Consider the following 13,324-nt stretch of genomic DNA (forward strand, 5'->3'; position numbering starts at 1 on the left):
TTACTACCGGCCCGGCCGGGTGGGTGGGGCGGATTACCCCTATAACGGAACTACTTTTGCAGCCGTTCCAGCCTGGCGGCTGGTGACCAAACAATACTACGAAAAAACCGGCAACTGCGGCATGGGCGTACTAACGCTACTAACGGATTTTGGCTACCGCGACCACTATGTGGCCGCGCTCAAGGCCCGTTTGCTGCACTTGGCCCCTGCCCTGGCGGTGATGGATATCACCCACGGCGTGGAGCCCTACAATATTGCGCACGCGGTGCACGTGCTGCGGGCCGTATTTCGGGATTTTCCAGTGGGCACCACCCACCTCATTGCCGTGAGCGACTACGGCGCCAGCCCCACTGGGGCGGTGGCCGCGCCTGCCTGGCACGCCGCCCAGCACCAAGGCCACTACTTTGTGGCCGCCGACAATGGCGTGCTGGCCCTGCTCTGCGATGGGGTGCCCGAACGGCTCGTGCGCCTGCGCGGGGCTACCCCCGGCCCCGCGGCAACCAGTGCCTTATTGCCGCCCCCGGCCTTCAACCCCACGCGCGATGTACTAGCGCCAGCCGCCGTGCATTTGGCCCTCGGAAAATCCCTTGACAAGCTGGGGGCGCCTACTACCGAGCTGTATTCGCTCACCAACCGGCAGGTACGCTTGCAAGACAACCGTATCACGGGCCACGTGGTGCACGTGGACCACTACGGCAACCTGATTACCAACATTTCGCGCGAGGCGGTGGAAGTGACGAGCCGCGACCGGCCGCCCATCATCAAGTTTGGCCGCGAAACCGTGCGCGAGTTGCGGCCGCACTTTGCCGCGGCCCCACCCGGCGAGATTGTGTGCGCTTTCAACCCACAGGGCTGCTTGTGCATTGCCATCAACCAGGGGCACGCCAGCGAGCTATTAGGCTTGTATTTTGACTCGCAGGTGGATGTGTGGTTTGAAGCTGAAAGCAAAGTAGAAGCCGTAGTGAGCTAGCAATGAGTCTAAAAAAGCCGGTAGGAAAAAGCCTCGTGTATGAGACTTTTTCCTACCGGCTTCTGCGTTGCGCAACGGCAGTTTTTGCCGGGGCTACGGCGTGGCTTTGGTAGTGTCGGTGTTGGTGCTGTCGGGGCTGGGAGCCGTGACATCTACTGTTTTGCTGTCCGATACAACTTCGGCGGTTTTGCTAGGTTCGGTAGCAGCGGGCTGGCTAGAGCAAGAGGCTAGTAGGGCACCCAGTACGAGCGCCGGGCCAGCGAGCCACAGGGGGCGGCAGGAAAGCGGATTCATAGTCGAAAACAAAGAAAATGAAGTGAGAATGCTAAATCTTACGTACTACTGCCCCAGAGGTTAGGCCCGAGGCTAAGTGACTTGGCAATAGGAACCCCTTGGCTGCCCACCTTTTAGCACCGTGCTGGGCAACTTACTTTTTGCCTGAGCCACCTAACGGGCCAACTACTAGCGGCCCATTGCTGTACTGCTTAGCAACCTACTCTTTTTGCTACTCCGAGCATTTTATTATGTCTGATTCTTCTAATTATTTCGCCTTCTACGGCTTGCCCGAAGCTTTCTTACTCGACGAGGCAGCCCTCAAAACCAAGTATTACCAGCTCAGCCGCGAGCTGCACCCCGACTTCCACGCCCAGGATACTCCAGCGGCGCAGGCCGAGGCGCTACGCCTCTCGACTCTGAACACCGACGCCTACCGTACCCTGCAAGACCCCGATCGGCGCATGGCCTACCTCCTAGGTCTGCACGGCTTGCTCGAAGAAGGCAGCGCCCAAAACCAGCTGCCTTCTGACTTTTTGATGGAGGTAATGGAGCTGAACGAGCAGCTGATGGAGCTGGAGTTTGAGCCCGATGCCGAGGCTACGGCCAAGCTCGCAGCTGAAGTGACTGCCCTGGCCGATACGCTCGATGCTGGTATTCAGCCGGTACTGGCGGGCTACGCGCAACTGCCCGCCGACCACCGCCCTGCCGCCCTAGGGCAAGTGAAGACTTATTACTTAAAAAAGCGCTATCTCTTGCGGCTTCGCCAGCAATTGGCTACCTTTGCGGCCCGCTCGTGAATTACCGGCCGAGCGAAAGTAGTTGCCTGGATGGCGGAACCGGTAGACGCGATGGTCTCAAACACCATTACCGCAAGGTGTGCCGGTTCGACTCCGGCTCCAGGTACTAGAAATACTAAAAAAGGCCCTTTCTCTAATTGAAGAAAGGGCCTTTTTTGCTTCTATGCTTATTGCGCGTGCAACTAAAACAGCTGGCAGTCACTCTTCTAATTAGTGTTTCCTCTGGCTCCCATTATGCAATACACTTCTTATTGCGCGCTTGCGACGCTACTAGCCGTTGGTGCTGCTTGCCAAAAGGCGAGCGTAAGCCCTGCGGCTACCGACCAAAGGATTGTGGGCGAATGGCACTGGGTGTCCAGCATGGGCGGGATATCGGGAAAGCAAAATCATACCCCGGCTTCGACCGGCTCGACCGATACATGGGTCCTCAAGGCGGATAGCACTTACCAGCGGCGCACCACCCAGCCGGGCGGCGCGCAAACAACGGAGACGGGCACCTTTTCGCTAGGGTCAATCAAGAGCATTTATACTGGCCAACCCGCGCGGGCACTAACCTTGCGCAGCAAGCAGCCGCAAACATTCGTTGTCCTAGAATTAACTCCTCGACTTGTTTTGGGCGACAATTATTACGACGGTTTTGCGCATACCTATGAGCGCTGAGGCTTGCGTGTGACGCAGGCTACCTCCTATCTAGGCGGCTACTTACTGGTCATGAGTGCGGCCATCGTCTCGATGCCATCCCAGAGGTTACCTAGGCGAATGTTCTCGTTTTCGGCGTGCTGGTTGTTGTCGTAGTTGGCCACAGGCACGGTGAGCGTAGCGGCGCCCAGCTCCTGCTTGAACACGTAGAGTGGCAGGCTACCGCCCGAGGTGGGCAACAGCACAATGGGCTGCGCTACGGTCGATTGTACGGCCTGCACTACACTGCGCGCTACGGGCGCGTCCATGGGGGTGCGCTGGGCATTGTAGCCGGTTTCGGGCGCCACGCGCACTAGGCGCGGGTGCTGAGCGCGCTCGGCATCAGTGGGCTCGGCGCGGGTCACGAAGTAGCCTTGGTGCTGAATATGACGCACTACTTTCTCGATTTGGCGCTGATAATCATTACCTAGCACCAGGCGCAGGTCGAGCATGGCCTCGGCGGTCGTCGGGATGACGTTGGCCGCCTGCGCGCCCACGTTGGCGCTGCGCAGGCCATTGATATTTAGCGAGGGCTGGTTTAGAAGCGCTACCAGCGACTGGCCCGCGCCATCGGGCTGGGCAAAGCCCAGCTCGCGCTGCAAGTTGGCCTCCACGGCGGGCACGCGTCGCACGGCCTCTAGCTCAGCCGCAGTGAGGGGCACTACATCATCGTAGAAGCCGGCGATGGTGACGCGGCCAGTGCTGTCTTTCATAGAGGCCAGTAGCTGGGCCAGCCCTAGGGCGGGATTGGGTGCCCAGTTGCCGTAGTGACCACTGTGCAGCGGGCGCTTGGGGCCATACACGGTGAGACCGACGTTGACATCGCCACGGGCGCCGAACACCACCTGCTTGCGGCCCGACTGGTGCACCGGACCATCGCAGATTATCCAGAGGTCCGACTTCAATAGGTCGCGGTGCTGGTGCAGCAGCTCGGCCAAGTGCGGCGAGCCTTTTTCCTCTTCGCCTTCGAAGAAGAATTTGAGATTAACAGTGGGCTTGATGCGGCGCTGGGCTAGGGCTTGGTAAGCTGCCAGAATGCTCATTACCCCAGCCTTATCGTCGGAACTGCCGCGGGCGTAGAGACGCCAGTCGGGATTGAGTGGGGTGCCGGGCGCGGGAAGTGGCAGCAGTTGGCCGCCGCTGGCCAATGAACCGCTGGCCAACACGGGCTTAAACGGGCTCAGGCCGGGCGCCCACTGGGCGGGGTTCACGGGCTGGCCATCGTAATGGGCGTAGAACACCAGCGTGCGAGTGGCGCCCGGCACGCGCACCTCGCCAAACACAGCGGGCGGCACGCCGGGCGTGGTGGTCCGCAGCAATTGCACGTTGGCCAAGCCGCGCTGGCGCATCATGTCGGCGATGATAATGGCCGTGCGACGCAGCCCCGCGCTGTCGGCCGCCACGCTCGGAATGGCTAGCAGCCGCAGGTATTCGGCCAGAAGTTCGTGCTCGTGCTGCTGGCGGTACTGCCGCACCTGCTGCAAGATGGTAGCGGCCGGCACAGCTGCCAGCAAGAGCCCTAGGATAGTTACTACGCCGAGCAAACGGCCAAACGAGCAGGAGTGCTTCATGCACCCAAGTAAGGCGATAGAAACCGAAAGGCAGTAGTGACTACATCTGTAGTCACTTGGCTGCTGTGTGACCCCACCCCCGGCCCCTCCCCTCCGGGAGAGGGGTGCCAACCGCAAATAGACGTTGGCAAACGTCAGGCACCCCTCTCCCGGAGGGGAGGGGCCGGGGGTGGGGTCACACGTCCACCGAGCCAGGCCTACACAAAATTCGAGACTTGCTTTAACCGCCAATAATTGACACCACCATTCACATTTTTTCACGTCATTTGGTGCTGGCTGGCGCGTGGGTTTTCAGCGGTTGGTTACGCACGCCCAGCATCCCTCCTATGGCTTCATCTCGACTCGCGTTTTTCCTGCTTTGCTGGCTGGTGCTGCCCCTAGGTGGTCGGGCGCAGGCGGCGTACCCCACGCCGGTACCCGGCGATTTTACGCTGAATAATTTTCGCTTTGTGAGCGGCGAAACGCTGCCCGCGTTGCGCCAGCACTACACCACTGTTGGGCAACCTAAGCGCGATAAAGCCGGCCACGTTACCAACGCAGTGCTCATCATGCACGGCACCACGGGCGCGGGCACCAGCTTCTTGACCGACCTATTTGCCGGGCACTTGTTTGGGCCGGGGCAACCGCTGGATGCGGCCAAGTACTACGTCATCTTGCCCGATGCCATCGGCCACGGCAAGTCGAGCAAGCCCAGCAACGGGCTGCGCATGAAATTTCCGAAATACACCTACGACGACATGGTGATAGCCAACTATCGCCTGCTAACCGAGCACCTCGGCGTGGCCCATTTACGCCTGGTGATGGGCACCTCGATGGGCGGCATGGAAACCTGGGTATGGGGCTACACCTACCCCGGCTTTATGGATGCCCTGCTGCCCCTGGCCAGCCTGCCCGTGGAGATAGCCGGCCGCAACCGCATGCTGCGCAAAATGGCCATCGACCTGATACAGATGGACCCCGCCTGGCAAGGCGGCAACTACACCACCCAGCCCAAAGTGGGCCTGGCCGGCGCTTCCTCCTCGATGATAGTGATGGGCAGCAGCCCCAAGCAAATGCAAAAGCTGGCGCCCACACGCGAGTTGGCCGAGGCCACCCTTGCCAAGACCGAAGCCAACTTCTACCGCACGCTCGACGCCAACGACTTTATCTACCAGTTCGACGCTTCACGCGATTACAACCCCGCCCCGCACCTAGGGAGCATCAAGGCGCCGCTGTTTGCCATCAACTCAGCCGACGACCAGGTGAACCCGCCTGAGCTAGGTATTCTGGATGTCGAGATTAAGAAGGTATCCAAGGGCCGCTACATTTTGCTGCCCATCACGGACCTCACTACTGGGCACGGCACCCACTCCAACCCCGCCATTTGGGGCAGCTATTTGCAAGAATTGTTGGCCCTGACCGATAAGCCGCAATAGGCTACCTGGCAACTCACGCCGCCCTAGGTCCCCCGCCCCACCCTTTTCAGCGAAAGGGGGTGGGGCTTTTTGGTAGCTCTCGGGTGCGCAGGAAACTGGCGCCAACTCCTTCGTAAGCACGGGTTTTTATTTCTTAGGCATATACAGTATCACTATTTCTAAAATTAGCTATACCTTACAAATGAAAATATATCTTCTCATAATCCCACCCATTGCTTATGGCCACTTCGACTTCTACTCCTAAGATAAAAGTGGCCGTGCTGGGCGGCGGTGTGGCCGGCATGAGCGCCGCTCACGAGCTGGCCGAGCGAGGCTTTGCGGTGGATGTGTACGAGCGGCAGCCGGTGTACGTGGGCGGCAAAGCGCGCTCGGTAGACGTGCCCTTTGACAAGCTGCTGCACCTAGGCGAAACTGCCCTGCCCCCGGCGCCCAGCCCCGGCGACGCGCGCCGCCCCGACCTGCCGGGCGAGCACGGGTTTCGCTTTTTTCCGGGCTTTTACAAGCACATCACCGACACCATGAAGCGCATTCCCTACGGTACTAATCCGCAAGGGGTGTTCGACAATTTGGTGTCGTCGCAGCGGGTACTGCTGGCGCGGTTTGGCCAGGCACCCTTGCCAGCGCTGGTCAATTTTCCGAAGACCTGCGCCGACCTCGAAACCATTGTGCAGGACCTGACCCAGGCGCACACTGGGCTCACGGCCGCCGACAAAAAGCTGTTTGCCCGCAACCTGTGGCAGATTCTGACTTCTAGCTACGAGCGCCGCCAGCAGGTGTACGAGCGCCAAAGCTGGTGGGACTTCATGCAAACCGACGCCGAGCGCCACCGCGACTCGCTGCCGCCCTTGGCACCACTGCGCCCCGTCGCGCCCGCCGACGGCAACCTAGGAGCGCCGGCCAGTACCAAGCCCGGCGTGCCTTTTCCCTACGAAGTGTACTGTGTGGGCGGCCTCACGCGCTCGCTGGTGGCGGCCCAGCCCAAGCTGATGAGCGTGAAAACCGGGGGCGACATTTTGCTGCAATTGCTGCTGCTCATCGGTGACCCCACGGCCCACACCGACCGCATTCTCAACGGACCTACCAATGAGGTATGGCTTAAGCCCTGGCTGGACTACCTGACCACCCTAGGCGTGCGCTACCACCACCACCGCTACGCCACGCGCTTCGAGTGCGACCCCGATACGCGCCGCATCACGGCCGCCTTTGTGCGCCCCGACGTGGGCGATGCCGAAGAGCGCATCGAGGCCGATTACTACGTGGCCGCCGTACCCGTGGAGCAGATGGCCCAGGTGCTCAAAAACAGCCCCGACCTGCTGAAGATAGACGCCACGCTGGGCTTTATCGAGAAGCTGGCGGCCCCCGGCACCAAGGCCCTGAACTGGATGAACGGCATCCAGTTTTACCTTAACCAAGACGTGCCGCTGGCGCCGGGCCACATCATTTGTCTCGACTCGCCGTGGGCGGTCACGGCTATTTCGCAGGCGCAATTTTGGCCGCAGCACCCGCTCAGCAGCTACGGCAACGGTGAGGTGAAGGGCCTGCTGTCGGTGGACGTCAGCAACTGGTTTGAGAAGGGCCTGAATCATAAATCGGCCGAGAAGTGCACCCTGCCCGAAATAGTGCGCGAGGTGTGGGCCGAGCTCAAGAAAAGCCTGACGCAGGCCAACGGCGAGTGCCTGCTCACCGACGAGATGTGCGTGGGCTGCTACGTCGATTCGGACATCGAGACCGGCACTAACCAACCGCTGCCACCGCCCATCAAAAGCCCCTTCGTGGCCGACCACAACACTGAGCCGCTGCTCGTGAACACGGCCAACTCGTGGAGCCTGCGCCCCGAGAGCTTTTGCGGCGTCGAAAACCTATTTCTGGCTTCCGATTACGTGCGCACCAACACCGACCTGGCTACTATGGAAGGCGCCAACGAGGCCGCCCGCCGCGCTGTCAATGGCATTATCGCGGCCAGCGGCAGCGGGGCGCCGTTCTGCCAGATTTGGCAGCTGCACGAGCCCGACGTGCTGGCCGTGCTGCGCTGGCGCGACCGCCGGCGCTTTGCCAAGGGCCTGCCCTGGAGCGATGCCCTAGGTGACCTCCCCACCCGCCTGTTGCACGAGGCCAACTACTGGTGGCAGCACCTGCGCCGCCCGGCGCGGCGCCCGGCCGCCGCCGTTGCCAGCACCCTTTCGCCCGCTTAATCTTCGCCCGCCGTGCTTGCCGTTATCCTCAATCTCAAAGATTATACGCCCTTCGAGCACGTGTGCTTTGCGGGGGGCTGCCTGCTGTGGGTGGTCGTGTACGTGTTCACTATTCGCGGCATCCGCACCCGGCAGTTTGTCGATATTCCTATCATTTCGGGCTGCGCCAATATTGCCTGGGAGTTCTTGTGGAGCTGGGTGTTTCACACCGACATGGGCGAGCTGTACGTGTGGGGCTACCGAGCCTGGTTTTTTCTGGATTGCTACATCGTGTACGGGTTTTTCCGCTACGGCTACAAGCAGATTCTCATTGCGCCGCTGGCCCGGCACGCGCGGCTGGTGCTGGCCTGCGGCATCGTGGGCTGGGGCGTGATGCTGTACTTCTACATCAAGCTCTACGATGCGCCCATCAGCCACATGGGCGCCTATTCGGGCTACATTCTCAGCATCTTGATGGGCATGCTCTACCTCACGCTTTTCTTGAGTATGAACAACCTAGGGCTGTTTTCCTACACCTCAGTGTGGTGCGCGGGGCTCGGCAATTTACTCGTGACGCTGTTCTGCTTTTCGCATTTCACCGACTGGTTTTTGCTGTCGATGTGCGCCTTCACCACGCTGCTCAATGCGGCCTACATTGCCATCTTCACCCTGCAACGCAGCCAGCCCGCCGCGCAGCTAGCCACCGTATGAGCGAGCGCACCCGCTGGGAAAAATACCTGTGGCACCCCCTAGGGTTTAAGGGGCTGAGCGAAGAGGAGTTTAAGCAACGCACCACGGCGGTGCGGCTCACGCTGTTTACGCTGCTGGGGGCCCTGCCCTACTCCATGCTCTATGCGTGGCTGGGGTTTCCGCTGGCGCCCATCGCTACGTTTATCTACGTAGGGTTTTCGGCGCTCAATCTGCTGGTGCTGTTCATCACCAAGCGCTACACGTTTTTCACCACTACGCAGCTGGTTTTTATTATCCTGAACCCCATTATGGCGCACGTGGCCATCGGGGGGTTTATCGACAGCAGCGGCATCATTTTGTCGGCTATTCTGAGTCCGCTGGGGGCGTTGCTATTCACCAATTACCGCACGGCGCGCATCTATTTTTTCCTGTTTGTAGCCGATGTGGTGCTGGCTGGCGTCTGGGACTGGCAACACCTCGACCAGCAACCTAGGCTGCCTAAGGAGGTGCGCACTATCAGCTTCGTATCCAACATGCTCATCATCTGCTTGGTGGTGTATTTGCTGATTGAGGACACGCTGAAGAAGAAAGAGCAGGCCCAACAGCAACTCCAAAAATCGCTCGACCACCTACAAGCCACGCAGGCCCAGCTGGTGCAGCGCGAAAAAATGGCGAGCCTGGGCGAACTCACGGCCGGCATCGCGCACGAAATTCAAAACCCGCTCAACTTCGTCAACAACTTCGCCGAGGTCAGCGCCGAGCTGCTCGACGAGCTAGAAGAAGAGCAGCAGAAGCCCCAGCGCGACGCCTCCCTGGAAGCCGAGCTGCTGGCCGACGTGCAGCAGAACCTGCACAAAATCAGCCAGCACGGGCAGCGGGCGGGCAGCATTGTGCGGGCCATGCTCGAGCATAGCCGCAGCAGCACCGGCGAGCGCCAGCCCACCGACCTCAACGCCCTCGCCGACGAATACCTGCGCCTAGCCTACCACGGCCTGCGGGCCAAAGACAAACTTTTCAACGCTACCCTCGCCCTCGACTTGGCGCCCGACCTGCCCCTGGTATTAGGCGCCGGGGCCGACCTAGGACGCGTGCTGCTCAATCTATTCAACAATGCTTTCTACGCCGTGCACCAGCGCCAGCAGGCCGGCGAGCCCGACTACGCGCCCACCGTGGGCGTGGCCACGCGGGCCGTGGGCAACCGCGTAGAAGTGCGCGTACACGACAACGGCGCGGGCATTCCGGCCAACATACAGGCCAAAATATTCCAGCCCTTTTTCACCACTAAGCCTACGGGCGAGGGCACCGGCCTGGGCCTTTCGCTCACTCACGACATTATTGTAAACGGCCACGGCGGCACGCTTACGGTCGAAAGTCAAGTGGGGGTGGGTACTACGTTTGCCATTACGCTGCCAGGCACCTAGGTGCCTGGCCAACACCTAGCCTATGCGCCGCTTCAGATACCTTGTTTTCTTGCTACTCTACACGCTGCTGGCAGCGGGGCAGGCCGTGCCCTACGGCCATAACCCAGCCGCGGGCCACTACCAGGCCGTACGTGGCGTGCGGCTTTACTACGAAGAGTACGGCGCGGGGCCGCCGCTGCTACTCATTCACGGCAACGGCGGCAGCATCCAGGACTTCAAGCAGAACATTCCCTATTTCGCCAAGCACTACCGCGTGCTGGCGGTGGACAGCCGCGCCCATGGCCAGTCAGTAGACCCCGGCGACTCGCTGAGCTTCGAGATGATGGCCGACGACTTTGCGGCCCTACTCACCAGCCTGCGCCTCGACTCGGCCTACGTGCTGGGCTGGAGTGATGGCGGCATTAATGCCGTGGTGCTGGCCCTGCGCCACCCTAAGAAAGTGAAACGCCTGGCGGCCACCGGCGCCAATTTCTCACCCGACTCCACCGCCCTCACGCCCGCGCTGTGGCGCCAGCAGCAGCGCGGCTACCAAGAAAACAAAGGCAAAACGCTGACCGACCTAAAGTTAAAAAACGACTGGAAGGTGTTCACGCTCGACGTATTCCAGCCCAACATGCCGCTGCCTAGGTTGCGCCAAGTGGCAGCGCCGGCCTTCATCATCGCCGGCGACCGCGACGTGATAACGCTAGAGCATACGGTGGCCATCTACCGCCACCTGCGCCGCGCCTGGCTCTGGATAGTACCCGATAGCGGCCACGCCACCTTGCAAGAACACGCCGACGAATTCAACCGGAAAGTGGACGCTTTCTTTCGGGCAAAGCGTATTTCAAACGCTCCTCACTAAAAAATACCCTAACAAAACGTCTGTCATGCTGAGCCCCGCGAAGCATCTCTCGCGCGTCCAACATGCGGTAGAGATGCTTCGCGGGGCTCAGCATGACAGACGTTTATGTAGTTATTACACTGAATAGAACTTATTCCCGCGTTAGCACCACCAGCACAATTACTTGGCTGGGGTCTTTGGGCGAAAGCTTGTTCTCGAAGCTATCTAGCTCGTAGCCTTTCGCCAGCCACTCTTTCACCTCCGGGAAGGTTAGCAGTTCGGCTTTAGAAAAGGGCACGGGTTTAATCTTCTGGCCCTTCTTCGCCCCTTCAGAAAAGAAGGTCAGCATTTTGGTAGCCGGCAAGGTTTCTTCAGACATATTAGTGTGGATAAGTCAGTTAATCAATGTGGATAACCCACCACTATCGGGTGGCGTCGCTACAAATTGCGTAGCCAAGTGGCGCGGGCGGCCAGTTGCTCGGGCGTGGCGGCGGGGTCGGGCGCGAAGTAGTAGCGCTGAATTTCTTCGGCCGACGTCAGCTTGACGGGCACCTCCTTAGGGGCGGCTGTGCCGCGCCGAATGCGCAGCCCTAGGTCGGTGCCCGGTGTGCGGGCGGCCATGCGGCTCTTGCTGAGGCCAGCATAGGTAGGGCCCACCACGGGCACGTCGCCCACGGCCAGTAGCTCGTCGCCGGGCTGGATACCAGCGGCTTGCATGGCGGGGCTGGGTCGCTTGATGAACACGCTGCCGTCTTCGTGGCGGTCGTAGGCCACGGAGCCTAGGCTGGCCAGCTGGCGGCCGGTGTGGTGCGCCGCCTCGTAGCGGATGCCAATGCGCCCTAGGTACTGCTGCAAGGGCAGCGGCTCGGCGCCCTGCACATAGCGCTTAAAGAAGTCGCCAATCTCGGGGTAGGTCAGGGCGGTGAAATCCTGAAAGAAGTTCTGCTCTCTGATGGGGTGGTCGGGGCCGTATTTTTTGGCGAGCTGCAAGAGCACGTCGCGCAGGCCACGGGTACCGTGGCTTAGCTCCAGCAGGCGCAGGTCGAGCATGGTGGCGGTGAGGGCGCCGCGCTGGTAGATGTTGCCGTATTGGCGCTGGCCCTCGTCGGAGAAAGACTTGAGACCTAGGCGACTGAGCGTGTATGTGGTATCGAAGTTGGCGCGGTCGGCCTGCTCCTTGTCGTGCAGCCCGGCGAGGTAATCGTTGAGTGGCACCAGGCCGCCGCGCAGCTGCATCATGTGGGCGGCCCACTCGGTCACACCCTCGTAGAGCCAGAGGTGCTCCGAGCCGGTAGGCTGCACGAAGTTGAAGTGCTCCACCACTTCGGAGTGGATGTTAAGCGGCGTCACGATGTGGAAGAACTCGTGGGCAGCAATGTCCACCACGTTTTGCCCAAACTCCGGCGTGAGTTCGCCCTCGCGCATAATGTATTCGGAGCTGTAGGAGTGCTCCCAGGCGCCGGCGCTTTTGTCGCTAAACAGGTAGAGGAAGGCGTAGCGCTTCACCGGCAAATCGCCCCCTAGGAAGGCCTGCGCGGCGCCGAGCATCTTCTGCATGTGGCCGAGCAGCGGCTGGGCTTGCACTTGGCCCTTGGCCGAGTAACAGTAGAGGGCCACGTCAGCATTGCCTACTTTGGTGGTGGTGCTGGTGAGGTTGCCGAGCAAGAAGGGCGAGTCTACGGCCTGGTCGTAGCTCTTGGCGTGGTAGTAACCCTCCTTATCGGGCACCAGCACGGTACCGACTTTCCAAGCATTGGGGTAGTTCAGCTTGAGGCGCAGCGGCTTGGCCTGCCAGCCCTGCGGGTAACCCAGCACGGTTTGGCCATTGACGAGGGCGTGGTCGGCCTCTAGCGACGAGCCGCACATCAGGTACACGTTGTGCTCGGGCACGGGCGTGGCCCAGGTTTCGGCAATGGTGTAGCGGATTTCGCGGGTCTTTTCGGGCTCAGCTAGCTCCCACTGGTTGGTGCTCAGCTGCTCGCTACCTAGGGGCTTGCCCTTGCTATCGAAAGCGGCAAAGTCGCGCACGTAGCGGCCCATGTCCATGACCTGGTAGGTGCCGGGCGCGGTGGCCGCAAACTGGTACACGCCCTGCTCCTTGCTGAGCTTCGGCACTTCGAGCCGCACCTGAAATTGGTGGGCGGCTGCGGTAGGGTCCATCGAGACGGTGTAGGTGAGCTCGCGGGGCGCCTTCGAGGCGTAAGCGGGGGCCGCCGCGGCGAGCAGCAGGCTAAAAAGGGCAGCTAGTTTCAAGAGATAAATGCGGGGTAAAGAACGACGTACTGCGCCGCCGCGAAGAAGTTGACTAGTGACATTACTCTAGGTCCTCTCCGCTACGGCGGTTCCTCAAAGATAATCTGAGGGGCGGCTGGGCTGGGTTATTGCTCGTCCTGGCGTGGGACCCCACCCCCGGCCCCTCCGGGAGAGGGGAGCCAACCGCAAGCAGACGTAAGCTGTCGTCATGCTCCCCTCTCCCGGAGGGGAGGGGTCGGGGGTGGGGTCCCGAGCTAAC

At 60.9% G+C, this 13,324-nt stretch carries 12 protein-coding genes and 1 tRNA gene; 9 read left to right on the forward strand and 4 right to left on the reverse strand.

Annotation, left to right across the window (positions count from 1 at the left end):
- The first annotated feature begins 82 nt into the window (after positions 1-82).
- On the forward strand, positions 83-970 hold the full coding sequence (locus tag FNT36_RS23525; protein ID WP_233636179.1) for an SAM hydrolase/SAM-dependent halogenase family protein: 888 nt from the start codon (positions 83-85) through the stop codon (positions 968-970).
- Between the two features lie 93 nt (positions 971-1,063).
- Here the strand turns inward: FNT36_RS23525 and FNT36_RS23530 are convergent, their stop codons facing one another.
- On the reverse strand, positions 1,064-1,264 hold the full coding sequence (locus tag FNT36_RS23530) for a hypothetical protein (protein WP_144852879.1): 201 nt from the start codon (positions 1,262-1,264) through the stop codon (positions 1,064-1,066).
- A 230-nt stretch (positions 1,265-1,494) separates the two neighbouring features.
- On the opposite strand from FNT36_RS23530, the gene hscB reads away from it, so the two are divergent.
- The 3 genes from hscB to FNT36_RS23545 all read left to right on the forward strand — a co-directional run bounded on the left by hscB (position 1,495) and on the right by FNT36_RS23545 (position 2,703).
- On the forward strand, positions 1,495-2,043 hold the full coding sequence (gene hscB, locus FNT36_RS23535; protein WP_144852881.1) for a Fe-S protein assembly co-chaperone HscB: 549 nt from the start codon (positions 1,495-1,497) through the stop codon (positions 2,041-2,043).
- A 24-nt stretch (positions 2,044-2,067) separates the two neighbouring features.
- Positions 2,068-2,149: transfer RNA gene (locus FNT36_RS23540), tRNA-Leu, on the forward strand.
- A gap of 128 nt (positions 2,150-2,277) precedes the next feature.
- Complete coding sequence (locus tag FNT36_RS23545; RefSeq protein WP_144852883.1) at positions 2,278-2,703, forward strand: hypothetical protein; 426 nt, start codon at positions 2,278-2,280, stop codon at positions 2,701-2,703.
- 38 nt (positions 2,704-2,741) lie between these two features.
- Here the strand turns inward: FNT36_RS23545 and FNT36_RS23550 are convergent, their stop codons facing one another.
- The gene (locus FNT36_RS23550) at positions 2,742-4,292 is read right to left on the reverse strand and encodes a M20/M25/M40 family metallo-hydrolase (RefSeq protein WP_144852885.1); all 1,551 of its coding nucleotides are present in this window, start codon (positions 4,290-4,292) and stop codon (positions 2,742-2,744) included.
- A 326-nt stretch (positions 4,293-4,618) separates the two neighbouring features.
- Between FNT36_RS23550 and FNT36_RS23555 the strand changes: the two genes are divergently transcribed.
- The 5 genes from FNT36_RS23555 (at position 4,619) to FNT36_RS23575 (ending at position 10,833) form a co-directional block, all read left to right on the forward strand.
- Positions 4,619-5,707 carry an alpha/beta fold hydrolase gene (locus tag FNT36_RS23555; RefSeq protein WP_144852887.1) on the forward strand — a complete coding sequence of 363 codons (1,089 nt, stop codon included), beginning with the start codon at positions 4,619-4,621 and terminating at the stop codon, positions 5,705-5,707.
- Positions 5,708-5,925: 218 nt separating this feature from the next.
- On the forward strand, positions 5,926-7,899 hold the full coding sequence (locus tag FNT36_RS23560; protein ID WP_144852889.1) for a hydroxysqualene dehydroxylase: 1,974 nt from the start codon (positions 5,926-5,928) through the stop codon (positions 7,897-7,899).
- 12 nt (positions 7,900-7,911) lie between these two features.
- Positions 7,912-8,589 (forward strand): transmembrane-type terpene cyclase, encoded by a 678-nt coding sequence (locus tag FNT36_RS23565; protein WP_144852891.1) that lies wholly within the window; start codon positions 7,912-7,914, stop codon positions 8,587-8,589.
- A complete protein-coding gene (locus tag FNT36_RS23570) occupies positions 8,586-9,989 on the forward strand; it encodes a sensor histidine kinase (protein WP_233636180.1) in 1,404 nt (467 codons plus the stop codon). The genes FNT36_RS23565 and FNT36_RS23570 overlap by 4 nt, the downstream gene beginning before the upstream one ends.
- 22 nt (positions 9,990-10,011) lie before the next feature.
- The gene (locus FNT36_RS23575) at positions 10,012-10,833 is read left to right on the forward strand and encodes an alpha/beta fold hydrolase (protein WP_144852893.1); all 822 of its coding nucleotides are present in this window, start codon (positions 10,012-10,014) and stop codon (positions 10,831-10,833) included.
- A 130-nt stretch (positions 10,834-10,963) separates the two neighbouring features.
- On the opposite strand, the gene FNT36_RS23580 is transcribed toward FNT36_RS23575, so the two are convergent.
- Positions 10,964-11,191, reverse strand: coding sequence for a hypothetical protein (locus tag FNT36_RS23580; protein WP_144852895.1), 228 nt, complete (start codon positions 11,189-11,191; stop codon positions 10,964-10,966).
- A gap of 59 nt (positions 11,192-11,250) precedes the next feature.
- Complete coding sequence (locus tag FNT36_RS23585) at positions 11,251-13,065, reverse strand: M61 family metallopeptidase (RefSeq protein ID WP_233636181.1); 1,815 nt, start codon at positions 13,063-13,065, stop codon at positions 11,251-11,253.
- Positions 13,066-13,324: the final 259 nt, after the last annotated feature.

Origin of the sequence: Hymenobacter setariae, assembly GCF_007713685.1 — a bacterium.
GTDB classification, from domain to species: Bacteria; Bacteroidota; Bacteroidia; order Cytophagales; family Hymenobacteraceae; genus Hymenobacter; species Hymenobacter setariae.

Coding starts and splice junctions, on each gene's coding strand:
- FNT36_RS23530 (WP_144852879.1), bottom strand. CDS start 1,264: ATGAATCCGCTTTCCTGCCGCCCCCTGTGGCTCGCTGGCCCGGCGCTC.
- hscB (WP_144852881.1), top strand. CDS start 1,495: ATGTCTGATTCTTCTAATTATTTCGCCTTCTACGGCTTGCCCGAAGCT.
- FNT36_RS23545 (WP_144852883.1), top strand. CDS start 2,278: ATGCAATACACTTCTTATTGCGCGCTTGCGACGCTACTAGCCGTTGGT.
- FNT36_RS23550 (WP_144852885.1), bottom strand. CDS start 4,292: ATGAAGCACTCCTGCTCGTTTGGCCGTTTGCTCGGCGTAGTAACTATC.
- FNT36_RS23555 (WP_144852887.1), top strand. CDS start 4,619: ATGGCTTCATCTCGACTCGCGTTTTTCCTGCTTTGCTGGCTGGTGCTG.
- FNT36_RS23560 (WP_144852889.1), top strand. CDS start 5,926: ATGGCCACTTCGACTTCTACTCCTAAGATAAAAGTGGCCGTGCTGGGC.
- FNT36_RS23570 (WP_233636180.1), top strand. CDS start 8,586: ATGAGCGAGCGCACCCGCTGGGAAAAATACCTGTGGCACCCCCTAGGG.
- FNT36_RS23575 (WP_144852893.1), top strand. CDS start 10,012: ATGCGCCGCTTCAGATACCTTGTTTTCTTGCTACTCTACACGCTGCTG.
- FNT36_RS23580 (WP_144852895.1), bottom strand. CDS start 11,191: ATGTCTGAAGAAACCTTGCCGGCTACCAAAATGCTGACCTTCTTTTCT.